Below are 26,343 nucleotides of genomic sequence, written 5' to 3' on the forward strand. Positions count from 1 at the left end.
TACCGCCTTTATCCCCCTGCGTCAACCCCTTTTTTACTTCTTTTTTACACGTTCGTTTTATCCCTTTCTTACCATTTTTGTCGCTTTCTTCGTTCGCTTTTTATCCAGTATAAACTAATAAAACTATCTCTAAGTTTGTCTTTGTATAAACGTTGACTAATAAAAAAACCGCCAAAGCGGTTTTACTTGGCGCGATGCCATCGCTGCCCTTGTGGTGTATCTTCTATGATAATACCTAATGTCTTAAGTTGCTCGCGTAGCTCATCTGATGTTTGGTAATCTTGTGACGTCCGCGCAATGGCACGGGAATCAATCAAGCGGCGTTGTTCAGCTGTCAGATCCGACGCTCCTGATAACCCATCAATTCCCAAAACACCCATTAGCGTCTCAATTGTCGTTAATAGTTTTGTCACCGTACCATCGTAAACAGTTGTCGCTTCTGCATACGTATTTGCTAATGTAATCAACTCAAAAATTGCAGCTACGGCATTGGGTACATTAAAGTCATCATCCATCGCTATCTCAAAGGCTTCGACCTGTTGTTGGATGGTTGTTTCTAGCACCGTATCTTGACCAGGGACAGCATCTGCTAAGCGGAATTGTAAATTACGGTATCCTGTCCGGATCCGTTCTAGCGCAGCACGTGCCTGTGCCAATGTGTCCGGCGCATAGTTAATTGGCCGCCGATAATGTGTTGTGGCAAGTAAATAGCGAATTGCCATCGGGTCATCGTAATCCGTCAACATATCATGCAGGGTGGTAAAGTTCCCTAATGACTTGGACATCTTTTCATTATCAACATTCACAAAGCCGTTATGTAGCCAATAATTCACAAATTTTCGGCCCGTCCGCGCCTCTGATTGGGCAATTTCATTTGTATGATGTGGAAACGCCAAATCAATGCCGCCACCATGGACATCAATCGTTTTGCCCAAATATTTTTGTGACATGACTGAGCACTCAATGTGCCAACCTGGCCGACCATTGCCCCAAGGCGATGCCCAAGCAATTTCATCGGCATCACGACTAGCTTTCCAAACCGCAAAGTCAATCGGATCTTCTTTACGGGTTTGTTCGTCATCATCTAAACGGCCAGCAGCATTAGCAGTCATTTCGGTTAAGTCTTGATGGGCCAAAATACCATAGCCCTTGAATTGCTTGGCACGGAAATAAACATCCCCCGCTGATTCATACGCATACCCTTTATCAATTAAATCTTGTACAAAGGTGATGATATCAGGAATCACTTCAGTTGCGCGCGACCGAATCGTTGCAGGCTTAATATTAAGTGGCAACGTATCGGCATGAAAAGCATCAGCATATTTGTTGGCAATCGTCATTTCATCAACGCCTTCTTCGCGTGCGCGCTTGATAATTTTATCGTCCACGTCGGTAAAATTCGATACATACTTGACAGTGTAACCGCGATATTCAAAGTAACGACGAATCACATCAAAAGCAATCGCTGATCGCGCATTGCCAATATGGATGTAGTTATACACTGTCGGTCCGCAGACATACATACTCACTTTACCCGGTGTTAGCGGTTTGAAAACTTCTTTTTCTCGAGACAATGTATTATAAACCTGAATCATACGACACTCCTAAATCTTAGTTGACTTCGTTAGTCCTATTATACATGACATCGTCAAAATTATCCGAAGCCGACCTGATCAAAACCAACTAAAAAAACAGCCGTTTGGCTGTTTTAACGTTTACTTTTCTGTAATTGCGGCAATTCCTGGCAATTCCTTACCTTCAAGGTATTCCAATGAAGCACCACCACCAGTTGAGATGTGTGACAATTGGTCAGCAACACCTAATTGTTGTACGGCTGCAGTTGAATCACCACCACCAACAATTGTTGTACCACCGTTTTCAGTGACCTTCACTAATTCTTCGGCAATAGCCAAAGTTCCCTTAGCAAAGTTAGGCATTTCAAAGACACCCATTGGGCCGTTCCAAACAACTGTCTTAGCACCATCCAATGTGTCTTGGAACAACTTCACTGACTTTGGTCCAATGTCTAGTCCCATGTAACCATCAGGGATACCAGCTGCTGCATCAACAACTTCTGTCTTGGCATCATTTGAGAAAGCATCAGCGGCAACTGAATCAACTGGCAAAACAAGCTTGTCGCCAGCTTCTGCCATCAATTCCTTAGCCAATTCAACCTTATCTGCTTCAAACAATGAGTTGCCAATCTTGTAACCCTTTGCAGCATCAAAAGTATAGGCCATCCCACCACCAACAATTACCTTGTCGGCCTTTTCAAGCAATGACTTGACGATTTCAATCTTATCTGAAACCTTGGCACCACCAATAATGGCAACAAACGGACGCACTGGGTTTGCCACAGCGTCACCCAAGAACTTGATTTCCTTTTCCATCAAGAAGCCAGCTGCTGCTTGTGACACATTTGCTGAAATACCAACGTTTGAGGCGTGGGCACGGTGTGCTGTACCAAAGGCATCGTTGACGAAGATATCATCACCCAATGATGCCCAGTACTTACCAAGTTCATCATTGTTCTTTGATTCATGCTTTGTTTCTTGGCCGTCTGCAACGTCTTCAAAACGTGTATTTTCAACCATCAAAACTTCGCCATCCTTTAAATCTGCAACAGCAGCTTCAAGTTCAGCACCGCGTGTTTGTGGGACAAACTTCACTTCTTGACCCAACAATTCACCCAAACGCTTAGCAACTGGTGCCAATGACAAATCCTTCTTATCGTCTTCAGACTTGATACGACCCAAGTGTGAGAACAAGATCGCACGTCCACCATGCTCAAGTACGTACTTGATTGTTGGCAACGCTGCCACAATACGGTTATCGTTTCCGATAACGCCTGCCTTGATTGGCACGTTGAAGTCAACGCGCATCAATACTTTCTTACCTGAAAGTTCCAAATCTGAAACAGTCAATTTAGCCATGATAGCCTCCAAAATTTTATTCTTACATACCTATTATAGAACAAAATCCCAACGTTGTGTTGGGATATGTGAAAAGGTATTCAAATTGTGACGACTTGGACTTTTTGCAACGGTAATCCTAGGACTTGCAGTGCTTGGTAGTCCTGTTCTGCCACCCGTATCGTGGTCACTGGATGAGTATCATCACGTAAAATATCTGCTAATTGTGCCCGTAAACGCCCTTTGGCATCTAGTACCCCATCTACCAGTGTTAATGTCGTCTGTTTTGGGACAAACGCCAATGTGCGATCTAACTGCGTCACATTAAATTGTGCCTGTGGCCAACGATGGCACACCGCAGCTAAATAACTAGCAGCAGACGCATATTTTTGATCATACGCATACACAAAATTACGGTGCTCTTCAAAGTAAAAATCACGCACCTGAACAGTTTGTTTGCCAAAATAAAAATCGGATTGTTGCAACTCACCCGCACTAAAATATTGTTTGGCAAATAACGCCCCATTACGCTGATAGATTTCTTTATAGTCTATTTTACCCGCTAAATCTAGCCAAATCACCGCTTGGACAAACCGTTGCGCATCATTAAACCAACGCACCCGCGCACGATCATAACCGTGACTCACAATATGTTTGGTCCAATCACTATAAATCAAAAATTGCGCATCAGCTGGTACCGGAAAATCCGTCCACCAAATACCCGTCGTGTCATCAATAGCCGTTAAGTACCGTTGCGCATACATATCATAAACTTGCTCTGGCAACAGTCCTAATTTTTTCACAAGATGAACCGCGTCTTCATGCGGTGTTGCCAGCCACAAAGCGTCACTTTTCCCTGTACGTACCCGCTCAATTTGCCAAGCAACGCCTGGTGCATCACTATAAGTTAAGGCATTAATCATTTCAATCCTCATCTCAAAGCCTCCACTAAACGCCCCCACTGCCTGGCAATATCAGCATTGAGAAATGCACGTGATTGTCGACTAGCACCACGCGATAACGCATCATAGTTATCAAAAATGCGGCGCATGGCCGCAGCCAAATGTGTGATGTTCTGTGCTTCAGCCGTGGTTTGTGGCTCAAAGGCCGCCAAATAGCCGTTCTCGCCGTCACGCACTAAAGTTTGTGCCCCATAGCGATTCGCATAAGTTGCAATTGGCAGTCCTAAACTCATCGCTTCTAGGTAGGCCAGCCCAAAACCTTCGGAATAAGAAGCAGAAACAAACGCATCATACTGCTGCATGTCCGCTAACATATCCTGACTCAACCCTTTTAGCGTCACGACATCTGCTAACTGATGCGTTTGGATGAATTGTGCTAAGGGGGCATATTCTTGTCCCACACCATAAATTGCTAAAGTTAGGGGCATCCCCGCATCACGTAATTGTTTGACGGCCATTATGACATGCGTTAAATTCTTTTCGACGTGTAAACGTGCTGCGGTGACAAATTTGGCCGTGGGCCCTTGCCAATGACGCACCGGCGCAATGTCCGGCACCCCACCAACTGGTATCACCACGATTTTATCAGCAACATCCGACACGCCTAGCGTTTGTAATTGCGATAGAATATCCTCCCGTTGCTGATGCGTTGAGACAATAATGACATCGACGACAGCTAAATGATCAAATAAGTATTGATAATAAGTATTCCAAAGTGGATGGCCGTTAACAAAACCAACAAAATGCGCCGCATGAATGACCACCCCCAGCTGCAATGGCGAACCGGCCTGCTTCAATCTAATTAAGGCTGCTTCATGTGAGACACCACGATCAACGAAATAAACATTTTGGGTAAAATAACGCTGCAGTTCTGCAAAGAAAAAGGTGAGCAACTCTTCCTGCGTTGTGAATAAGTAGTGCTGACCGCGAAAGTTATCGACATGGATATTGACAGGACGCTTACCATTTTCGCCATCATATTGATAATGCCAAGTTACACGATGTTGCTGATTTTCAAGAATCACGCGATCATCAACCACAACATACTCACTGTCTCGTGTCCGACGCTTTCGGCGTTGGATCGTTTCTGTATACCGACCAGTGGCTTGTCTAAACAGTAGTCGTTGTGTTTGCTCAGTATCCCAAAGCGATTCTTCATAATAGACCTGTGGCTGACGCGTCCCCTGTTGTAGATAATCATCTGGGTCATCACTTAACAAATAGTCATAAAGTCCAATAACTTCATGTTCAGCCAGTTGCCATTCTGACATATGTTGGTGTAACTGTGGTAAATGGTCAGTAAACACCAACTTAAACGGCAAGCCTTGTTCACGAAAACGGGCCGCACGATAAAACTGGGCATGTTCGACACCACTATTGCTATGGCCAATGCCTTGATTGACAAAAAAATACATGCGTAAATTCACCCTCCTGTCGCTGACTGTGACCCGTACCATATCGGTACACTAGCCCATTATTTTCATTATCATAGCATAAAAGCGACAACCTCTAAAGTCGAAGTTGTCGCTTTTATTTGTGCTTATTGTGTAATTTGCAACACTTGTTTAATCTGATCAACTTGTGCGCGGGCGGCCCGATCTGGGTCTATCTTGGCCAAAGCAGCTAATTCCGCTTGCTTGGCCGCAGCACCAGCTTGTTCTTCTGGTGTCTTAGGTGCCATCTTGGCAGCCAATGACTTCGCCTGATCAGGCGTCATCGCAATCCAAGTTGCCGGCACTTGATAAATCACATGCTTGTGCTTCAACTGGTGATTATTATCTGCCCAACCAAACAAGAACTTGTAAGTGTTGTTACGGTAGACATAACGCGTTGTTTGCACAATTTTGTAAGCCTTATCGCCAGCAACGGCGACACGCTGAGAGGTCGTCTTCAAATCCGGTTTTGCCAGTGTCGTTTTCTTGGCGTCCGGTGAAGCCTTGTAAATATAAACATTTTCTTTACCCGCAGTCCCAACACTTTGATACAAAAGTACCCCAAATTGTTGTTGCGGTGAACCTGCTGAGTAAATTTCAGTTTTAGTCGTTGTCACCACTGTTTTCATACCAAAATGGCTATGCATGTTGGCAACAATCGCAATAACACTCAAAGTCAAACCGATAAACATGACGGTTACCGTCACATAACGTGTCACAGTTGACTTAATCGTCATATTTGCCCAAAAGGCTAGAACGGCAAATACTGCCAGAATAATGATAATCATCTTATGCTGCCTCCTTTGCCGGTGTATTGACCTTACCACTGTGTAGGAAGAACGCGATTAAGATGGCAACAATCGCAAAGCCTGCAGCTAGGAAGAATGAGGCGTGGAAACCAGTTAGCGTAGCATCCAAGGCTTTCTTACCAAACAACAATGGGTCTGCGCCCTTCATAGTGGCTGCTGGCATGTGATTTTGTGTGACCGATTGCATCACTGAAGCCAACACCGCTGTTCCCAAAGAAGACGCCACTTGACGCATGGTATTGTTTGCAGCTGTCCCTTGGGCAGCTGTTTGTGGTGACAAGGCACCCATCGCTGACGCCGTTAATGGCATCATGGTCATGGCAATACCAAACATACGCAATGTATAGAGTGCGGTGATGTAAAGCGTTGGGGTATCAGCCGTTAAATAAACCAATGGTACTGTCCCAATAATCAGGATCGTAAAGCCGGTAATCGCTAAACGCTTGGCGCCATGTTTATCGTAAAATGCCCCAGCAATTGGTGACACAATACCCATCATCAAGGCACCTGGTAACAAGATCAAACCAGAATGCAGTGGCGTTAAGCCACGGATGTTTTGCATGTAAATTGGCAAAACCATTTCCACACCGATCATGGCCATCATGGCAAGTGATACCAAGATTGTTGTAATCGTGAACTGCTTTGATTTAAAGACGGACATATCCAAAAACGGCTTGTCCATTTTTGATTGATGCCAGATAAATTCGATCACGGTCAAAAAGCCAATAACTAATGGCACAATGACTTGTGCACTGCCCCAACCATTTGAGGCAACCATCGCAAAGCCATACAAAACCAACCCAAAACCAAAGGTTGATTCAATTAATGAGCGCACATTCAACGTCACCTTTTGCGTTGGTAAGACATCATGGAAAATGAAGCATGACGCAATCATAATCACAATCACCACTGGCAGTACCACACCAAAGATAGAACGCCAAGAACTCACTAATGTGACGCCCAATAACGTATGATCCTCTTCAAGAATCCAACCAGATAACGTTGGTCCGATGGCTGGTGCCATACCGATAACCAAGCCACCAAGTCCCATGGCTTTACCACGTGATTCTGCATCAAATAATGATAGCGACACCACCTGCATTAAAGGCATCAAGATACCAACCGCCATGGCTTGCAAGACACGGGCCACCATCAACAGCCAAAAAGCATTAGTTGGCGTCACAAAAGCCACCAAGGTCCCGATAGTAAATAGTCCCAAAGACGAAAGGTACAAAGCCTTCGTTGGGACGCGTGTTGTCAAGTAAGCTGAAACTGGCACCATAATACCGTTTGCCATCAAGAAAATGGTTGTTAACCATTGGACGGTTGAGGCATTCACGTTAAAAGCGGTCATTAACGCAGGTAACGCAGTCCCTAACGCTGTTTGCATCAGCATAACTGAGAACACACCGACAAGCAAGACCATCATCATCGCCATACGATTGACGGGTTTGCCATGCACGTCGAGAATTTTTTCACTCATATATAACTCCTTTTTTTGATCATCATCACATTAACTAGCGTTTTCTAAACGAATGATCCATTCGATCATGTAGAATATCTTACCGCTAACTAAAAAAATTGTCAACAAAGTTGACAATTAATTACAATCATTTTATTGTTATATGGCGAATCTGATGTTCCGAATCCAGACTGACAACAGCATCAGCCTGTTGTTGTGTGGGTAAAATATAGCGATCCAGATTGACTTGATTCGTTTCATCCCAGGTGGTCATCGCTAATTCAGATAATTCAGCAACCGGCATTTGGGCAAATTGATACCGCCATGAGGTCGGATCGTCTTGCGCTTGCGCCGTCATGGCCAATGTTCGCGACAAATACCAAGATTTAATATCCGATAATGATGCATCGAGATAAATTTTAAAATCAAGGGCTGCCAATTGCAGCGCGACAACACCTTCAATAATTAAAATATCTGGACGCGAAATCGTTTGCTGGACTTGGGCATCAATATCTGCAATATCTTGGCGATAAAGCGGTATTGTAACGGTCGATTGACCAGCTTTAAAAGCCGCAATCATCTGTGCCATTTTGTCCAACCCATACGTTTGCGGGAAGCCCTTTTGATCAAACAAGCCTTGCGCCATGAGCGTCGCGTTAGACATCAAAAAATCATCCGTGCTAACAACAGCGACGTTAACGGCTAATGCCTCAGCCAAATTGGCCGCAAACGTACTTTTCCCAACCGCCACCGATCCGGTAATCCCCACTGTCATGAAGTCACCCTGATAGCGTTGTTGAATCGCTTGTACTAAGGTGTTCATGCCTTAACCTCATAGAGGTCTGCCGGCACATCATCCAACAAAACCGTGGCCTGGTCTTGCGCTAGCATCGTCAATTCGTGCATCGCACGGCTCGCTACCGTATATAACAGACGGCGTTCTGAATTATCCCCATAACGGGTATTATCCGCATGCCAAATCACCACTGAATCAAATTCCAATCCTTTAGCCAAGTAAGACGGCACAATAATAGCCCCTTGTGCCAGTCGCTGATTTTCAGATTGAATCAACGTCACCGAACGATCACCCAATTGACGCGCCAAGTTTTGGGCATCTTCCAGTGTTTTGGTGATAATGGCCGTCGATGTTTTCTGCTCAGCATCTACTGCTAACCGTTGACGGAGTTGTGCCAGCATCGCCTCCTCATCAGGTAACACGTATAATTCTGGCTTATTTCCTGCACGGTTAAAGGCATCAATATCCTCACCACCTCGCAAAATGTGCTTGGTAAAGTCAGTAATTTGCTGAGTTGACCGATACGTTTGGGTCAATTTAACCGTTTCAACGCGATCTGGATCAAATAAGGTCGCAAAGTCTTGTTGTAACGTTGTGGCATTATCTTTGGTAAAGATCGCTTGATTCAAATCACCTAGCACCGTGAATTTTGCGCGTGGGAAGCTAAACTTCAAAAAGGCCAGTTGGAAAGGCGTGTAATCTTGTATTTCATCAATAAATAAGAAGCGAATATCACGTTCCCCATTTTTTCCGGTAATCAAATCATAAAGATACAGGTAAATGGTCGTGTCAATTAATGATAATTGCTTATTTTTTAGGGCATCGATCACACTGTCAACATGAGCTGTCCAGTCCGCCATGGATACCCCAAATTTTGACAAGTCAATATACTCATGAGCATGACGTAAGAAATCAACAAATTGCGCATTGATATTCAAAAAGCTACCCCGTCGAATTTGACGTGCTAATGGCTTTAAGGCACGCGTTACAATTTGTCGTGACAAGAATTGGCGTTCCGCTTTTTCACTCGCAAACTCGCGTTCTTTAGGGCCTTCACCCAGCTGTGCTAAGCGTGTTTTTGCAGCCGCATCTTGCTCTTGATCATCGCCCATCCGGACACGGCCGGCACCAACTAATTCGTCATATTCTTGCTTAGAGAGGTTTTCAATTTCAAGTTCAACCCAGTCTTTGCGCATTTCCGTCCCAATTCGCGCACTTAATAGCCGCATGAGACTGTCCCGTGTTGCTTCTAACCGTTGGCCCAACTTATAGTTGTCGTTATATTGGTAATAAATTTCGGCAATGCGTTCTTTCGTTACCAATGGTTCACCGCGGAACATAATATTACGAATACGCATATCGGCACGGTTCAAATGTTCAGCATACGCAGTAACTGCGTCAAACATCGCCAAACTCCCCTTCGCTAAGTTGATTGCAGCAGAGGTGTGATCATATTCAAAGCGTTCTTGCAGGGTTTCCACCGCAATCTTTGGTAAACGGCGTGACGCATACTGATAAAATGTCATCTGGACCATATTTTGCTCCCCAAGTTCTGGCAAAACATTATCAATATAGTCATTAAACAATTGGTTCGGACTAAATAACACCACTTGCCCAGATGTCAATTTACCGCGGTAACGGTACAACAAATAAGCAACGCGCTGCAAGACAGCCGCCGTTTTCCCCGATCCGGCAGCACCTTGGACAAATAACAAGTCGGCAGCCGTGTTACGAATGATTTTATTTTGTTCTTTTTGAATCGTTGTCACGATGGACTTCATTTTAGTTGATGATTCACCTGATAAGGCATTCATCAACATCGCATCCCCAATCGCTTCCTCTGTGTCAAAGAGTGTGACAATCACACCATCTTCAATCTGGAATTGTCGTTTCAACGTCACGTTTGCTTGTTGGGTACCATCTGGTGTCAGATAAGAGACGTCACCAATGCCGCCATCATAGTAAATCGAAGCCACTGGCGCACGCCAATCATACACTAAAAACTTATGGTCTTCATCACTAAATGACCCAAGACCAATATAAATCGTTTCGGCTTCGCCAGAATCACTTGCTGACTCGCTAAAATCAATCCGCGCAAAGTACGGCCGCTCAATTTGCTTCGTCAACGTGGCAAAACGTTGTTCTGCCCGCGTCTTAGAATTTTCTCGTTCGGAAAGCATTTGTTGCTGTTGCCGAATTGAGGCGGCTGTCTCGACAATTCCAGAATAAGTGTCCGTCTTTAGACGAACATCCCCCCAATTCTGGGCAACACTGTTAATGTTTTTATTTGTCCGTTTAATTTCAGCCTCAGTGGTCTGCAATGCTTTGTTCATTGCTGTTAGCGTTTTGTTCAAGTATTTTGTTTCATCAGTTTTAATTTCGTTGGCCAAAATCCGTCTCGCTCTCTTCAAATTCAGTGCTTTAATTATACGCTTTATCCAGCCAGAACACAAAAAAGCACCAACCAACAATTGGTCAGTGCTTTTGGACACATAAAAAGCCGCAACCGAAGTTGCGACTTGATATAGCTCGTGAGAGAATCGAACTCTCGATTCCGCCGTGAAAGGGCAGCGTCTTAGCCACTTGACCAACGAGCCATGGTCAGTGATGTTTGATCTGTATCAAACAACTATATTAGTATAGCAAGAAATCAAAACGCCGTCAACACTTTTTATCAAAAAATGTCATCAATTTTTACAAATTAATTGCCCTCACATTGGTTTATTCAGATTGTGACGCTTTTGGCTTCATCGTTAAGAGTTGGGTTGGCTCAACTGGCCGTGGCGCGTTCGCAACGTTATGCTTATAGTATTGCCATGGAACTTTGGGATCAAACTCCGGATCAGTTGTAATGGGCAAACCATTTCTAAAGCGTGTCAGTAACCACTTTTCTAATGGCTTTGGCACTCCTAACAACTCAAAATCAGCTGGTGAAACCGCATACCGAATGGCTTGTATATCATGTTGCGCCACCTTTTGTACCCAGTTTGGTTCCACAATCAATTCACGGCCTAAGGCGGCAAACGTCACTCCTTCATCCATCAAACGTTCAACTTGTTCTGGTTGCTTCAATAGCCCAGCCACCATGATCGGAAAGTCTGCTGGTAATGCCTGCTTGTAGTGTGAAATAATCATGGCCGTGTCTGTTTTATCTTTAAACGGTGTTTGAAACGCATCTTTCAATGATAAATGTAAATAGTCTATCGGCACTGCTGCAATTTTTTGAGCAAATGCTAACGAATCAGCTAGCGTAATCCCTGGTGTCATCGGTTCTTCCGGCGATTGTCGGTATCCTAACAAAAACGGCCGATCAGCATATTTATCAATCGTTTGCGCCACTTTAGCCGTCACGGCTAAGCCAAAACGCTCACGTTTTTCTAACGAGCCACCCCAAATATCATCCCGTCGGTTACTATCTGGTGAAAAAAACTGTTGCATCAAATATAAGTTCGCCCCATGCAACTCGACGCCATCAAAACCTGCTAAGATAGCACGCCGTGTGGCCTGTGCAAAATCATCAATCGTTTGCACAATTTCATCATGCGTTAATGCCCGTGGTGTTTCGTGATCACCTTTTGGATAAGGCTGCGCTGAAGCCGAAACAGGGGTTTCGCCACGTAAAATCGCACTTGTCGATTGGCGACCAGCAGAAAAAATTTGTAAAATGGCCTTCGCACCACCAGATTGAATCGCACTTGCTAAGCGGCGCAAACCAGGAATATTGTCATCATGCGCCGCTGAAAGGCCGCCCTCCCAACCGCGGCCTAATTCGTTCACATAAGCCACTTCGGTCACAATCATCCCCGGCCCTTGTGCACGTAATTGATAAAAATGCAATTCATTATCTGATACACTACCATCTTCTAGTGACGAGCGTAATGTCGTTGGTGCCATCACCACGCGGTTACGCACCGTCATCGCTTTATTTTTAAAGGTATAGTTGTCTAAAAAATCATAATTTATTTGCATAAGTCTATTATACAAGAAAAAGCAATTATCGTACGGCGTTAGTGACGAGAATTGCTTTTTCGAAATGGTCAAAATCATGGTACAGTAACTTTTCATAATTGAACCATTGGTCTGCTGGTTGAATAAAATAAACCAGCTCAATTAATTTACTGTACAGCATTTTGGCTGTGGCGGTCTGATCTTGTAAAATAGCTTGAATCACAGTGACAATTTTTTTAATGAATTGAGCATGCCAAGCCAATGCATCAGTTGAAACGGTCGTAATTTGTGCCACAAGTTGCATACTTGTGGTCATATCTTGCTGTTGCAGGGCTGCCATCAACATTTTGTATTGCATTTCAACTAGAAAATTCGTCAAATACGGTGCTACGTCATGACTATCTGCCAGTCGCTGCGTTAGTGCCGCTTGGGCTTTAGGAAAATTCATTTGTAGTTGGTCATAAGTTAAATGTGGTATCACCACTAAAAAAAGCGCGAGTTCAGTTGCTGTACGGTACGTTGAGGCACACAAAATACCGGTTATCAGTGGTAACAACGGCTGAATTTGTGCCCGTTCTTCGTCATAATCAAAGGTTTGCTGTATTTGACGCAAAACCTGCACCAACGGTGCATAATCATGCACTTGGGTCGCGACTTGTGCAGCTATTTGTAATTGTTCTGATCGTGACAAACCTTGCTGTGTCGGCTTTTTGCCTATTGTTTGGCAAGCTTCTTCTTGTAAGACACGGGCATACATCAAAAAATCAGTCAAATTAACGTGTAATACATTGAGAATGGATAACAACCGCGTCATCCCCAAATCACCCGCGCCGTTAAGATAAGCATAAAAACGACTACGTGAAATATTGGCTTCCGTTAAAATACGCTTAACCGGCACCCGTTTTTCATGCACAAAAAACTTTAATGCCTGATTATAGTATTGGCTCTCTAACATTGTCATCGTTCCCCTCCCCAAAGGCCCTCTTGCGTTGATACAGGTATACCGACTTGCTAAAAAGGTGTCAAACAAGTTCAGCCAAAATGGCAACAAAAAAAGATCACCGTAGTGATCTTTTAACGTATAAATTCGGGCGTATTCACACTAAATTTTAATACCAACCAGTTGCTTGTGAGTGTGCCCAAGCGTTTTCGGCTGTACCATAACGTGCTGCAATATAAGCCTTCATGGCGTTCAATTGGTCGTTATAGTCAGCTGAGTTACCACCGTAAACGGCACGTGCTTGTGCTGACAATTGACCGATACCATAGTATTGACCGTTACGTGCATGCACGTTACCACCAGATTCGCGCGCAATCAAAGCGTTCAAAGCCGCTGAAGATGATACTTGTGGTGCAGCTTGGCGAACAGGCGCTGCTGCTGGCGCTTGTTGTACTGGCGCTTGTTGTACCGGTGCGGCAACAGGTGCTGCTGGTGCTTGAGCAACTGGTGCTTGTGCTGGGGCAGCAGTTGCTTGTGACGCAGCTGCTTCAGCAAAAGTCAAATGTTGACCAACAAAAATCAAGTTCACATCAGTGATGTTGTTCTTAGCAGCGATATCTTCAACTGTTGTGTTGTATTCACTTGACAACTTGTTCAATGTGTCGCCAGCCTTAACAACATAGTCTGTTGGGCGGTTTTGTGAATCTGTTGTGTCGGCGCTAGCATGTGATGCACCGAAAGCAAATGCGCTGGCTACACCAGCAGCAACTGTTAATGTCTTTTTAAAACTAAGCATGAAATATATACCTCTTATTGGATTGATTTAAGTTTTTCTTACGATATGTTACGTAGAGTATTCTATGCTTTAAATATAATAAGCAAACATCGAGATGATGTCAGTTATATTACGCACTGTTATTTACTAAACTTTAACAATCCAATTTGTTCAATATTTCAGGTTGAAGGCGAGTTTTGGGGCGGTTGGGAGCTGCTGATGCGTTTTAAAATAGGCCGTTAGCAATTCTTGTACGGCCCGATCATCACTAAAAACAGTTGGTGCCTGTTGATAAGCCGCATAATTGCCACCACCAACAGCACGATAACTATTCATGGCAACGGTTAAGGTATCCTCGTCCTGGACCGCTTGTCCGTTAAAACGCATGGCAGTCACCCGTTGCCCAACTGGTTGCGTGACATCAAACGTGTATTGCAACCCATACACCAAATCATAGTTATAGTGTTCAACTTTAGGCTGAAGCCAAGCTGGATTGATCGCCAACTGGCCGTTTTCTTCTAATATAAAGTAGTCTGCGGTATGTTCTAAACTAGCCCGCAACGCGCGACCCGTGACTCGCTTAGTGACTAAGGTGTTATCAAAGGGATAGTTTTGCAAAATTTGTCGTAACGTGACGTTGGCCGGTAAACTCATCGGATTGTTGTTTAAACTCACAAGTGTCACATCAGCTTGCGAAGCGGCGAGTTGCACGGCAGCAAGCCATTGCAAAATAGGATGACCAAATTGCGCTAATTGTAAGGGTGCTGCCGGTGGTACTGGCGCATTTAATGTCGCAACCGGTTGGTCCAGCCACGCCTCAACTTGTTGTTGTAACGGCGCGAGGGCTGTAACGATGTCTGGGCGGGCGATGTCACCAACTGGTTTCGTTTCAGCAGCAAACTCCCATTGGTCTTGATGCTTTTGACCTGTTACCACTGCAAATTTTTTCGCTTGATTGGGTAGTTGTAGCGTTAACACCCCATTGATCACTTGCGGCTGCACGTCACCATGCTGGTGCGCGGTGATTAAGATGTCTAAATCAAGCGCTTGCGTTAATGCCCACGCTATATTTTCTGTCGTGTCACTCAGTAATTGACCAGTGGCCAAATCGCGTTCATACCCCCCATGATAAAGCCCAATCACCACATCAGCATGTGCCCGCAAGTAAGCAACGGTTTGTTGGGCCTGATGCAATGGTGCGGTAATTTTAATGCCATTTAAATGGGCTGGTTGTTCCCAAATATTGATATAATCCGTAACTAAGCCCATTAACCCAATCCGTGTCCCATCCCCTAGCGTTTTAATTTGTGCGGGGTACAGAGTGTGGCCGTTCAAATCCGTCACATTTTCGGCAATCACCGTCGCATCCAGACGCGCTAAATGTTGCTGGAGGGCATCATAACCAAAATTAAAATCATGATTTCCTAGGGTCACATAATCGTAACCCGCCAGATTCATGGCCGTCGTCACGGCATCTTGTGCCGGCTGTTGTTGTAAATATTGCAACATTGGTGAGCCTTGAAACATATCGCCGCCATCAATAATAAGCGTTTGGGCATCTTTTTGAAAATGAGTGGCCGCATTGGCTAAGCCTAACGGCTGCGCACCTGCTTGTATGTAGTCCGTTGGAAGTAAATAGCCATGGACGTCAGATGTATAATACAGTTTAAATTGTTTCATTGTCTCCTCCTAAAAAAAGACGACCTTGGTCGTCTAGGTGTCCTAGCCCCGTAAAATTTTTTGTCGTAATTTGTCCGACAAAATTTCCACGACAAAGACCAAAATGAAGAGTCCGATTAAAATAGCGCCCACTTGATGCCAATGATACGCACTCAAGGCAAAAATCATTGGCGCTCCAATACCACCAGCGCCGACAAGCCCTAAAATAGTCGCTTCCCGTAAATTCATATCAAACCGATACACTAAAATCGAAATAAAATCTGGCCCCAATTGTGGTAAGACACCATAGCGAATTTTCTGGAAAAAAGTTGACCCAAACGCATCCAACGATTCTAAAATACCAGGATCCAAATCCTCAATTGTTTCAATAAACAACTTCGAAATCATTCCAATTGAAACCACCGCCAATGTCATGACCCCAGCAAATGGCCCAGGCCCCGTGACACGAATAAACATCAAACCATAAACTAATGACGGAATGGTCCGAATGGCCATAATGATAAAACGGGTCACAATCACAACTGGTCGCGGCACAATATTCGTCGCTGATACAAATGATAGCGGCACCGCAATCACTGCCCCAACCAAAGTGCCAAGAAACGCAATAGCAATCGTTTGCAAAATTAAGTAGGCCACCCCACTGTCACCTAAGCCAAACAGCAATTGTGTATCTGGTGTGACAAGCCCCGTTAAAATACTCTGACCAATGTCAAAACCTTTAGCGGTAATATCTGCCCCCTTTAATGCCGGTGACGATAACCCAACCAAAACAAGCAATACCAGCGCAATCAGGGTATATTGACGGCCACGGCGTGGTGCTTGATTGAGAACTGACGTTAATTTTTGATTCATCTGCTCTCTCCTTAACTCAAATAGCGACGTAATTGTTGACTAACCATCTCAATCACAATCACAGCGACAAAGATTGCTAGCAAAATCATGCCCACACTTTGAAATTCCCGCCAGCCAATTTTTTCGTTCAAAATCATGCCAATACCACCAGCGCCAACATAGCCTAAAATAGCGGCATAACGCACATTACCTTCAAACGCAAATAACGACGTTGATAAATAAGTCGGTAAAATTTGTGGCAAGATGGTGGTCACAAACGCCCGCGGTGCACTGGCACCAGTAGCGATTAACGCTTCATAGGCCCCCATATTCACCGTTTCAATATATTCAAATAATTGTTTCCCGACAAATGAGAAACTAAAAAGGAAAATCGCCACGGTTCCGGCAAAGGTGCCCAACCCGAAAATATAAGTCGCAATCAAAGCGGCCACCAATGTCGGAATCGTTCGCACAACGGTTAAAATAAAACGCACCACTAAATTGACTAGTCGATGATTCATCACGTTGTGCGCCGCTAAAATTGCAAACGGCAAAGCCAACGCTGCCCCAAAAAACGAGCCAAAAAATGACATTTGAATCGTGACCAACAACGGTGGCCACACTTGTGAAAAATAGGCCAAATTAGGCGGCCACATGCTCGCCAGAATTTGCCAAAAACCGACAAAATTGGTCACTAAGGTGACCAAACTAAACCCAGTTACCCACACCGAGATACTAATACCAATTAGCAATAACACGATAATGAGTGGCAATCGCGTAAATTTTTGTGAGACCACTTTACCATTAGCTAACTGATAGCTTTCGGCTTCAAATAATTTATCATACCAGCCCATTACTGTCCCTCATCTTTACTGTAGATTAAGTCCAGGGTGGCTTGATTGATGCCGCTAGCTGGGCCATCATAAACAATTTGCCCCGCACGAATACCGATAATACGCTGCGTATATTCTAAGGCTAAGTCAACGTGATGAATGTTAATCAGCACCGTTTGGCCTAATTCTTGGTTGATCCGCTTAAAGTCATCCATGACTTCGTGCGCCGTCACCGGATCTAACGCTGCCACGGGTTCATCAGCCAGTAGGACGCTTGGATTTTGCGTTAATGTCCGCGCTAATGACACCCGTTGTTGTTGACCACCAGACAATTGATCAGTCCGCACGAATGCTTTATCTAACATTGACATCCGATCTAGTGCCTCTAGTGCGCGAATCTTTTCTGTTTTGGAAAATACCCCAAACAACACGCGCCAAAATGGCATATCCGGCACCAACGAACTCATCACATTTTTGAGAACTGAGATACGTGGCACGAGATTATACGATTGGAAAATCATCCCCACTTTGCGCCGGTATTGTCGCAAGGCTTGGCCTTTCAAAGTCGAAATTTCAATCCCATCAACTGTGAGTTGGCCTTCGGTAATATTATTCAAGCGATTGATCGTCCGAATCAGCGTCGACTTTCCTGCCCCTGACATCCCAATAATGCCAATAAACTCACCGTCTTGAATTTCTAAATTAATATCTTGTAGCCCCTTAACCCCATTGGGATAGGTTTTTGAGACATGTTCAAATTTGATCATTTTTGCCGTCCTCATTTTCTGTGCCGTGCGCCAGTCTTGCTGTTCTAACGCAAGAAAAGCGGCGCAAAATTGCGCTGCTTTTCTATGATAGCCACTCACTGTTCTAACACTTTGACTGATGACGCTATTATCAGCGCCGCCTTATCTTGTGTGTTTACTTTTGTGTTGATTTCAGCAACTTTTGGGCAGCGCGTTCGCCATCATAGTTTGATGACTTCGCTGGCACATAACCTTCATGTGAGTAAATGGCAATCACTTTTTTACCTTCAGGCGTCTTAGCTAAATTAATGAAAGCTTGTGACAAAGCCTTTTGAAATGCCGGTGTCATAATCTTTGACTTCTTTGAAACAGAAATTGTATCATTATAAATGTTTTGTGACACACCGATGACGTTTGTCTCGGCCCAGATTGATTTTGGTTGTTGGTAATCTGTTGTCCACATTTTCGCAAAGTCACTACGGGCATCGGCATAAGCTGGCAAAATATCAATTTGACCAGCAGCCAAACGTGCCATACCTGAGCCGTATGAATCAACTGTCACGGTATTTTTCAAATCCGCAACCGTTTTACCATAGCGCTTATCCAACCAGAGTGATGGATAAATGTAACCTGCTGATGACGTCGTTGATGACAAGCCCCACTTGGCTGAATTCAAATCATCCCAGGTCAACTTTTCACCAGCATTGACTTTTTTGGCCAACTCTTGTCCCTTAGCTGATGGCCCAGCAATCAAAATTGACCGGTACGTTGACACTTGCTTATCTGTCTTCTCGGTTGGCTTGCCATCATTCCACTTAGCTGCATCAGCAGAATCCTTGTTCAGACCAGCGCGTGTTGCAGTCAACAACGCTTGCGCACCATCTTGGTACATGACATAAGTTCCCCCAGGAATGAAGCCGACATCAGCCGTTCCTGAAGTCAAGGCTTCCCCAGCTGCTTCGTAACTTGTCCCAACTTTGATATCAACGTTTTTAACGTCATAACCTTCCTTTTTCAATTGCTCAATCAGCAAACCTTTTAACGGCTTGGTCATGGTAATGATTTGATCTGGTTGCTTTGATGGCACAAAGTAAACCTTGAGGTCTTGAATCGTCTTTTCTGACGTTGACTTTGACCCTGTATGTGTGAAACCAAAATAGGCTGCAATTGCAATTATCACAACAACAGCGATCCCTGCGAGCGTTTTCGCATTCTTACTCATGGTATTTCTCTCCTTATACCCATCGTGCAATTTGTGTCTCAAATATGACTGTCTTCAGCATACAGAAGCTGTGTCAAAAAACACGGCCTAGTTGCGTAAAGATGGTGTATATTTGCGTTCTTTACAATATAGCAGAAAAACATGGCAGTAATTCTGATTTCAAATTATAATCTCCTCATTTTAAAATGAAACATCCGGCACGTCATGAACATTAAACCAAAATATAGCACTCAATCCGAACGTTTGTATTTTGAACAACGTCTAACATTTAAAAAGACACAAAAAAACCGAACATTACTGTTCGGTTTTTCATGCTTTATCTTACAACACATTACTTGCCTTGCTTGACCGCCGCCACATGGATACGGTTAACGGCACGCATTAAGGCAACCCGCGCTCGTGCCAATTCGGCATCATTTTTATCATCTTGGGCATGCGCAATACGTGCTTCCGCACGTTCTTTGGCATTCTGCGCCCGAGACACATCAATGGTGTCAGAAGTTTCAGCACTGTCAGCAACAACTGTTAACAGGTCATTTGAAAATTCCGCAATACCACCATTCACCGCTAAAACTTCACGTTGATCGCCTTTTTTGATGATTAATTCATCAATGGTTAGCGCAGCGAGTAACGGCACATGCTTTTTCATGACACCAATTTGGCCGCCTTGTGTATTCACAATGGCCAAATCTACGTTTGGTTCATTATATACTTCACCAACAGGGGTCACAATTTGGACTGTAATGCCTGTTGCGGTCTTTTCATCTGCCATCTCTCAATACCCCCTTATTGGGCCATTGTCTTGGCTTTTTCAACAACTTGTTCAATCACACCAACGTTACGGAAAGCATCTTCTGGCAAGTCATCATACTTACCGGCCAAGATTTCCTTAAATGAACGCACTGTTTCTGAAACAGGGACATATTCACCCTTAATACCAGTGAATGTTTCCGCAACTGAGAATGGTTGTGACAAGAAGAATTGGATACGACGTGCACGGTTAACCGTTGTCTTTTCTTCGTCTGACAATTCATCCATTCCCAAAATTGAAATAATGTCTTGCAATTCACGATAGCGTTGCAAAGTCCGTTGTACTTCTGTCGCTACTTCATAGTGTTCTTGACCAACAACTTGTGGGTCAAGCGCTGAAGAAGTTGACGCCAATGGATCCACGGCTGGATAAATACCTTGTTGTGTTAGGGAACGTTCCAAGTTCGTTGTGGCATCCAAGTGCGCAAATGTTGTAGCTGGTGCCGGATCCGTATAATCATCGGCAGGCACATAAACGGCTTGAATAGATGTGACAGAACCCTTCTTGGTTGACGTGATTCGTTCTTGCAATTGACCCATTTCTGTGGCCAACGTTGGCTGATAACCAACGGCTGAAGGAATACGACCAAGCAAGGCTGACACTTCAGAACCAGCTTGCGTAAAGCGGAAAATGTTATCGATAAACAACAACACATCCTTACCTTCGTTATCACGGAAGCTTTCTGCCATTGTCAAACCAGTTAACGCAACACGCATACGCGCACCTGGTGGTTCGTTCATTTGACCATAAACCATGGCTGTTTGGCTCAAAACACCTGATTCAGCCATTTCATGATACATATCGTTACCTTCACGTGTGCGTTCACCGACACCCGTAAAGACAGAAATACCATTGTGGCCTTGTGCAATATTATGAATCAATTCTTGAATTAGCACCGTCTTACCAACACCGGCACCACCGAACAACCCAATTTTTCCACCACGGATATAAGGTGCTAACAAATCAATCACCTTAATCCCAGTTTCCAAAATTTCTGTTGAACTTGCCAATTCATCATACTTAGGTGCAGCACGATGGATTGAATGACGTGGTGTATCAGGCGCCACCGGACCATTATTGTCCACTGGTTCACCCAAAACATTGAACACACGACCCAATGTCGCATCCCCAACTGGCACTTGAATTGCAGCGCCAGTATCCGTTACTGACATACCGCGTTGGAGGCCATCAGTTGAGTCCATCGCAATGGTACGAACCACACCGTCGCCCAGTGCCAATGATACTTCAACTGTCAAAGTTTGACCATTGCCCTTATCGATTTTGAGCGCGTTATTGATTTCAGGGATGACATCTCCTGGTTCAAACGCAACATCGACGACCGGACCAATCACTTGTACGACTTTTCCAGTACTCATTGTCGTTTTCCTTTCAATTTAGCATATGACATCTTTAAATTTGTGCCACACATCACTGCAAACACGCAGCGTTTAATTTGATTAATGGTTACAGTTGGTCGCACCTTACTCAAGCGCTGCCATACCACCTGTAATTTCTGTAATTTCTGTCGTAATTGCTGCCTGACGCGCACGGTTAAACTGCAACTCCAAACCACTGATAAGGTCTTTGGCGTTATCAGTAGCACTCTTCATCGCTGTCGATGAAGCTGCATGTTCAGCCGTCTTCGCATCCAGAACAGCCTCATACACGAGACTCTGTGCAAATTGCGGTAACACTACGTTTAAGACAGCCGTCGTATCTGGTTCAATTTCATACGCACTTTGAACGTCTAACTCTGCTTTCGCAGCATCTGTGCCACCCATCGCATCCAACGTATCACCGGTCAAAGGTAAGAGCTGGACATCACGATATTCACTCGTCAAACGGTTTACAAAGTGATTGTACACGACATGCAAAGCATCAAACACTTCTGTTTCATACAAGCTTGTCACCGTTCTAACGACCGAACGAATTTCATTAAATGATGGGATATCAGACACACCACGATGCTCTAAGATCACGTTGAAGCCACGCTTTTTATAGAAATCAGCCCCATTACCACCAACTGCCAAAATCACCGTGTTGTTTTGGTCCAAACCTAAACGCGCCAACAAGGCGTTGGTTTGTTTAATGATATTAGCGTTATAAGAACCCACCAATCCACGATCAGAGGTTACCACAAGAATCCCAGTCTTCTTAATTGGACGTTGTGCAATGAGTGGAATGTGCTTAGCATCAGCATTACGAAACAAGTTCGCTGATACTAAATGTTCGACAACCGCCTCTAACCGTGCAGCGTAGGCTTGATAGCCCACACTGTAACGTTGAATTTGGTTGAGTTTAGCTGTTGAGACCATTTGCATGGCACTCGTAATTTGCCGCGTCTTTTTTGTGGATGAGATACGACGCTGAATATCTTGCAAAGAAGCCATTGCAGCGTCCTCCTATTATTCTGCTGCTGAACCAGCAAAACCAGCCTTAAAGGCTTCAATTGCTGAATTCATAACAGCTTCATCTGGCAAGTCCTTTGTTGCAACAATTGTCTTAAAGATATCGTCTGCATTGGCTGAGACATAAGCAATCAATTCATCTTGGAAACGTTGAATATCTGCAATCGCCACGTCATCCAAATAACCATGTGTCAAAGCATACAACACCAACACTTGTTGTTCAACCGGCATTGGATGGTGCAATGGTTGCTTCAAAACTTCAACCGTCCGACGACCACGCGCCAACTTAGCTTGTGTTGCCGCATCCAAATCAGAACCGAATTGCGCAAAGCTTTCAAGTTCTCGGAATGATGCCAAGTCCAAACGCAATGTGCCGGCAACCTTCTTCATCGCCTTAATTTGCGCATCACCACCAACACGTGACACAGAAGTTCCCGCATCAATGGCTGGTCGTACACCAGCATAGAATTGTTCAGCATCCAAGAAAATTTGACCATCCGTGATTGAAATCACGTTAGTTGGAATATAAGCAGAAACATCGCCAGCTTGTGTTTCAATAATTGGCAAGGCTGTCATTGAACCACCACCCAGTTCATCTGACAACTTGGCTGCACGTTCTAGCAAACGTGAGTGCAAATAGAAGACATCACCTGGATAGGCTTCACGACCTGGTGGCCGACGTAGAATCAGTGACAGTTCACGGTAAGCCGTGGCTTGCTTTGATAGATCATCATACACAATCAACACGTTCTTGCCGTTATACATGAATTCTTCACCCATTGCTGCACCAACATAAGGGGCCAAATACAGCATTGGTGCTGGTTCTGAAGGACCAGCATTCACGACAATGGTATAATCCATCGCCCCAAGTTGACGTAATGTTTCAACTTGTGTACGCACCGTTGAATCTTTTTGTCCGATCGCCACATAAATCACGATCATGTCTTGATCTTTTTGATTCAAAATTGTATCCATGGCCAAAGACGTCTTACCTGTCTTACGGTCACCGATAATCAATTCACGTTGGCCTCGACCAATTGGTACAAGGGCATCAATTGCTTTAATCCCTGTCTGTAATGGTTCAGAGACAGACTTACGTTCCATGACACCTGGTGCTTTAACTTCAACCGGACGTGTCTTATCTGTCTTGATTTCACCCATACCATCAATGGGTTGTCCCAACGCGTTCACAACACGCCCAATTAATTGTTCGCCGACCGGTACTTCCATGATGCGGCCAGTACGCTTAACTGTATCACCTTCGCGAATATCGTCATAATCACCAAGAATGATGATTCCGACTTCACTTGATTCGAGGTTTTGGGCCATACCGAACGTGCCATTAGCAAATTCGAGCAATTCACCAGCCATAACATTGGCCAAGCCAGTTGCACGGGCCACACCGTCACCAATATAAGTAACAGTTCCCACTTCTTCTACAGTTAGCGTTGTGTCGAACTTTTCGAGCTGTTGCTTAATTAAAGCAGAAATTTCTTCAGCTTGAATCGCCATTATTCTTCCTCACTAACCTAATAATTGTGCCTTCATTTTGGCAATTTTTGTTTGTAGACTACCATCAATCAAGGTTGACTGTGACTTCAAAATCACCCCACCAAGAATTGTGGTATCCACAACATTTGTCAGATTAACCTGCTTTGCGCCAGTTTTAGCAGCAAAGACATTGGCTAATTTTGATAAACGCGCGTCGTCCAATGCCACAGCTGTTGTTGCTGTCACATCCACGATGCCGTTGGCCTCGTTATAATACTGATTAAACGCATCAACCACTAAGGGCAATACGTTAAGACGTTGATTACGTGCTAATAGTTTCACCAAATTTTGCACGGGTTCAACTGCGCCTTGTGTCAACGTCTGTAACAAATTATCACGGACCTGTGCGTCAACATCATTTGATGTTGCAGCTTGAATAAAATCTGGGCTGTCTGCAAGCACGGCCTTAATCGCACGTAAATCTGCTAGTGTTTCATCAACTATTTGATGGTCACTAGACAAGTCAAAAATTGCTTTAGCGTATTGGTTAGCGACATCTTTAAGATTTTTTGCCATCCCAATACTCCTTATTTAGTTTCTAAATCTGAAATGTAAGCATCAATTAATGCTTGTTGATCATCTAACGAGAGTTCCTTTTGCATCAGCTTTGAAGCAATCGCTACTGAGAGCGCTGCTACATCGTCTTTTGCGTTAGAAATCGCGTCTTCCTTGAGCTTCTCAGCATCTGTTTGCGCTTGCTGATTAATTAAAGTTGCACGTTCAGAAGCAGCAGCAAGTAATGCTTCACTTTGCTTTTGTGCGCTAGCTTTGGCGTCAGCAACAACCTTGGTTGCCTGTTGACGCGTATCAGCTAATTCACTTTGCCGTTGTGCAGCTAATTTTTCGGCTTCTTGACGTGCTTTTTCCGCACTATCAATGTCCGACGAAATTTTCGCAGCACGTTCGTCAAGTACTTTAGTCAACGGCCCGTAAGCCACCTTCTTCAAAATAACCATCAGCACGAGGAATGAAATGATAATAAACAGCATATTACCGAGTGGCAATTGATGTGCTGCTAAGGTTGTTAAACCAAACATGATTTTCCTCCACTCATTCTATATGATTACTTACTCATCAACATAAAGGCGAAGACAATTGACAAAATTGGCATAACTTCGACCAACGCAACACCCAAGAACATACGAGACAACAAACGGCTTTCAAGTTCTGGTTGACGACTCATACCTGCTAAGAATTGTGAAATCAAAACACCGTTTCCAATACCACCACCAATAGCGGCTCCAGCGGCTGCAATACCCGCTGCGATTACACCAAGATTGTGCAAATCCATGAGATTACTCCTTATTCATATCGTGTCGACAGCAGACAATATCCGTCATGTGCCAACAGCAGTCTATTTTTATTAGATGAAACGCTCCCGCGTGTTGTTCGGTAAGAGCAGCGACTCTTACCGCGTAAATTTATTCGTTACCTGACAACTGTGCGATAAATACGCCAGTCAAGATTACAAATACGTAGGCCTGTATTCCACCGATAAAGAGTGAAAAGCCTTGCCAGACCATTTCAATCGGCAATGCCAACACTGTCCAGAACCCATTAAAGTGTCCCGGCCAAGCGAGGCTTTTAGCCACGAGTGTCAATAACATTTCACCAGCGAAAATGTTACCAAACAAACGCAGTGATAACGTTAAGAAGTTAGCCAATTGTTCAATGATATTAAGGGGTAGCATCCAAGCATAAGGGGTCAACAACATATTTTTAAGGTAACCCTTAAAACCAAGTTGTTGGACACCCATACCGTGGGCTACCATCAATGTCATCACGGCTAACGTCATCGTCACGATCGGGTCCGCAGTCGGGGACTTAACATAAGTCACCCCATTTGCACCCTGCAATTGCAGCAGCATACCCATTTCGTTTGCCACAATGATGAAGAAAAACAACGTAAATGCGTACAAACCAAATTGGCGTGCCTGTTTCTGTGGCAATTGGCCATCCACGATGTTGTTCGTAAAATCAAGTAAGTATTCAATCAAATTCTGTCGCTTACCTGGTCGTATCGACAACTGTCGTGTGAGCACAATTGATACAATCACAACGATTGCCATAGCCAGCAACGTTGAAATTATCGTACCCCAGTCAAACGTGAGTCCAAGAAACTCAAACGGTGCCGTAGGGTCATCCATGCGCCTTCTCCTTTCTCAATAAATTTGGCGAAATGGTCGTAAACGGCTATTCGTCATAACATATAAATCTATAATAC

Annotated in this window: 24 protein-coding genes and 1 tRNA gene; all 25 read right to left on the reverse strand. The window is 44.2% G+C overall.

Features of this window, described 5'->3' with window-relative positions:
- Positions 1-182: 182 nt before the first annotated feature.
- Positions 183-1,595: a cysteine--tRNA ligase gene (cysS, locus tag ACW12G_RS01150; protein ID WP_455647076.1), complete on the reverse strand. Its 1,413-nt coding sequence runs from the start codon at positions 1,593-1,595 to the stop codon at positions 183-185.
- A gap of 120 nt (positions 1,596-1,715) precedes the next feature.
- A complete protein-coding gene (locus ACW12G_RS01155) occupies positions 1,716-2,933 on the reverse strand; it encodes a phosphoglycerate kinase (RefSeq protein WP_029509993.1) in 1,218 nt (405 codons plus the stop codon).
- 80 nt (positions 2,934-3,013) lie between these two features.
- Positions 3,014-3,847 carry a glycosyltransferase gene (locus tag ACW12G_RS01160; RefSeq protein ID WP_455647077.1) on the reverse strand — a complete coding sequence of 278 codons (834 nt, stop codon included), beginning with the start codon at positions 3,845-3,847 and terminating at the stop codon, positions 3,014-3,016.
- Entirely contained in the window at positions 3,844-5,289 is a 1,446-nt protein-coding gene (locus ACW12G_RS01165) for a glycosyltransferase (protein ID WP_455647078.1), read from the reverse strand. Before ACW12G_RS01165 ends, ACW12G_RS01160 begins: the two co-directional genes overlap by 4 nt.
- 125 nt (positions 5,290-5,414) lie before the next feature.
- Positions 5,415-6,095, reverse strand: coding sequence for a DUF4811 domain-containing protein (locus tag ACW12G_RS01170; RefSeq protein WP_048700429.1), 681 nt, complete (start codon positions 6,093-6,095; stop codon positions 5,415-5,417).
- A 1-nt stretch (position 6,096) separates the two neighbouring features.
- Positions 6,097-7,599, reverse strand: coding sequence for an MDR family MFS transporter (locus tag ACW12G_RS01175; protein WP_455647079.1), 1,503 nt, complete (start codon positions 7,597-7,599; stop codon positions 6,097-6,099).
- Between the two features lie 127 nt (positions 7,600-7,726).
- Positions 7,727-8,401, reverse strand: a complete 675-nt coding sequence (locus tag ACW12G_RS01180) for a type I pantothenate kinase (protein WP_455647080.1) — start codon at positions 8,399-8,401, stop codon at positions 7,727-7,729.
- Positions 8,398-10,764 (reverse strand): RNA polymerase recycling motor HelD, encoded by a 2,367-nt coding sequence (helD, locus tag ACW12G_RS01185; RefSeq protein WP_048700463.1) that lies wholly within the window; start codon positions 10,762-10,764, stop codon positions 8,398-8,400. Before helD ends, ACW12G_RS01180 begins: the two co-directional genes overlap by 4 nt.
- A 135-nt stretch (positions 10,765-10,899) precedes the next feature.
- A tRNA-Glu gene (locus ACW12G_RS01190) sits at positions 10,900-10,971 on the reverse strand.
- A 124-nt stretch (positions 10,972-11,095) separates the two neighbouring features.
- The gene (locus tag ACW12G_RS01195; RefSeq protein WP_455647081.1) at positions 11,096-12,343 is read right to left on the reverse strand and encodes an NADH-dependent flavin oxidoreductase; all 1,248 of its coding nucleotides are present in this window, start codon (positions 12,341-12,343) and stop codon (positions 11,096-11,098) included.
- Positions 12,344-12,368: 25 nt separating this feature from the next.
- A complete protein-coding gene (locus ACW12G_RS01200) occupies positions 12,369-13,283 on the reverse strand; it encodes a hypothetical protein (protein ID WP_455647082.1) in 915 nt (304 codons plus the stop codon).
- A 148-nt stretch (positions 13,284-13,431) separates the two neighbouring features.
- A complete protein-coding gene (locus ACW12G_RS01205; protein ID WP_029510002.1) occupies positions 13,432-14,058 on the reverse strand; it encodes a LysM peptidoglycan-binding domain-containing protein in 627 nt (208 codons plus the stop codon).
- A gap of 150 nt (positions 14,059-14,208) precedes the next feature.
- A complete protein-coding gene (locus ACW12G_RS01210; protein ID WP_455647083.1) occupies positions 14,209-15,717 on the reverse strand; it encodes a bifunctional metallophosphatase/5'-nucleotidase in 1,509 nt (502 codons plus the stop codon).
- 42 nt (positions 15,718-15,759) lie between these two features.
- Positions 15,760-16,569, reverse strand: a complete 810-nt coding sequence (gene phnE, locus ACW12G_RS01215; protein WP_029510004.1) for a phosphonate ABC transporter, permease protein PhnE — start codon at positions 16,567-16,569, stop codon at positions 15,760-15,762.
- 11 nt (positions 16,570-16,580) lie between these two features.
- Positions 16,581-17,402 carry a phosphonate ABC transporter, permease protein PhnE gene (gene phnE / locus ACW12G_RS01220; RefSeq protein ID WP_068851458.1) on the reverse strand — a complete coding sequence of 274 codons (822 nt, stop codon included), beginning with the start codon at positions 17,400-17,402 and terminating at the stop codon, positions 16,581-16,583.
- Positions 17,402-18,148 carry a phosphonate ABC transporter ATP-binding protein gene (gene phnC, locus ACW12G_RS01225; RefSeq protein ID WP_029510006.1) on the reverse strand — a complete coding sequence of 249 codons (747 nt, stop codon included), beginning with the start codon at positions 18,146-18,148 and terminating at the stop codon, positions 17,402-17,404. The genes phnE (ACW12G_RS01220) and phnC overlap by 1 nt, the downstream gene beginning before the upstream one ends.
- A 154-nt stretch (positions 18,149-18,302) precedes the next feature.
- The gene (locus tag ACW12G_RS01230) at positions 18,303-19,349 is read right to left on the reverse strand and encodes a phosphate/phosphite/phosphonate ABC transporter substrate-binding protein (RefSeq protein ID WP_029510007.1); all 1,047 of its coding nucleotides are present in this window, start codon (positions 19,347-19,349) and stop codon (positions 18,303-18,305) included.
- 331 nt (positions 19,350-19,680) lie between these two features.
- Positions 19,681-20,121: a F0F1 ATP synthase subunit epsilon gene (locus tag ACW12G_RS01235; RefSeq protein WP_048700448.1), complete on the reverse strand. Its 441-nt coding sequence runs from the start codon at positions 20,119-20,121 to the stop codon at positions 19,681-19,683.
- A gap of 14 nt (positions 20,122-20,135) precedes the next feature.
- A complete protein-coding gene (gene atpD, locus ACW12G_RS01240) occupies positions 20,136-21,536 on the reverse strand; it encodes a F0F1 ATP synthase subunit beta (protein ID WP_010001517.1) in 1,401 nt (466 codons plus the stop codon).
- A 105-nt stretch (positions 21,537-21,641) separates the two neighbouring features.
- Positions 21,642-22,550, reverse strand: coding sequence for a F0F1 ATP synthase subunit gamma (locus tag ACW12G_RS01245; protein ID WP_455647084.1), 909 nt, complete (start codon positions 22,548-22,550; stop codon positions 21,642-21,644).
- Positions 22,551-22,565: 15 nt separating this feature from the next.
- Positions 22,566-24,080, reverse strand: a complete 1,515-nt coding sequence (atpA, locus tag ACW12G_RS01250; protein ID WP_048700452.1) for a F0F1 ATP synthase subunit alpha — start codon at positions 24,078-24,080, stop codon at positions 22,566-22,568.
- A 12-nt stretch (positions 24,081-24,092) separates the two neighbouring features.
- A complete protein-coding gene (gene atpH, locus ACW12G_RS01255) occupies positions 24,093-24,635 on the reverse strand; it encodes an ATP synthase F1 subunit delta (RefSeq protein WP_029510009.1) in 543 nt (180 codons plus the stop codon).
- 11 nt (positions 24,636-24,646) lie between these two features.
- Positions 24,647-25,156, reverse strand: a complete 510-nt coding sequence (gene atpF / locus ACW12G_RS01260) for a F0F1 ATP synthase subunit B (protein ID WP_029510010.1) — start codon at positions 25,154-25,156, stop codon at positions 24,647-24,649.
- 26 nt (positions 25,157-25,182) lie between these two features.
- On the reverse strand, positions 25,183-25,410 hold the full coding sequence (gene atpE / locus ACW12G_RS01265; protein ID WP_010001510.1) for a F0F1 ATP synthase subunit C: 228 nt from the start codon (positions 25,408-25,410) through the stop codon (positions 25,183-25,185).
- Positions 25,411-25,540: 130 nt separating this feature from the next.
- Positions 25,541-26,266 carry a F0F1 ATP synthase subunit A gene (gene atpB, locus ACW12G_RS01270; RefSeq protein ID WP_029510011.1) on the reverse strand — a complete coding sequence of 242 codons (726 nt, stop codon included), beginning with the start codon at positions 26,264-26,266 and terminating at the stop codon, positions 25,541-25,543.
- Positions 26,267-26,343: the final 77 nt, after the last annotated feature.

This window comes from Leuconostoc sp. (genome assembly GCF_965300815.1).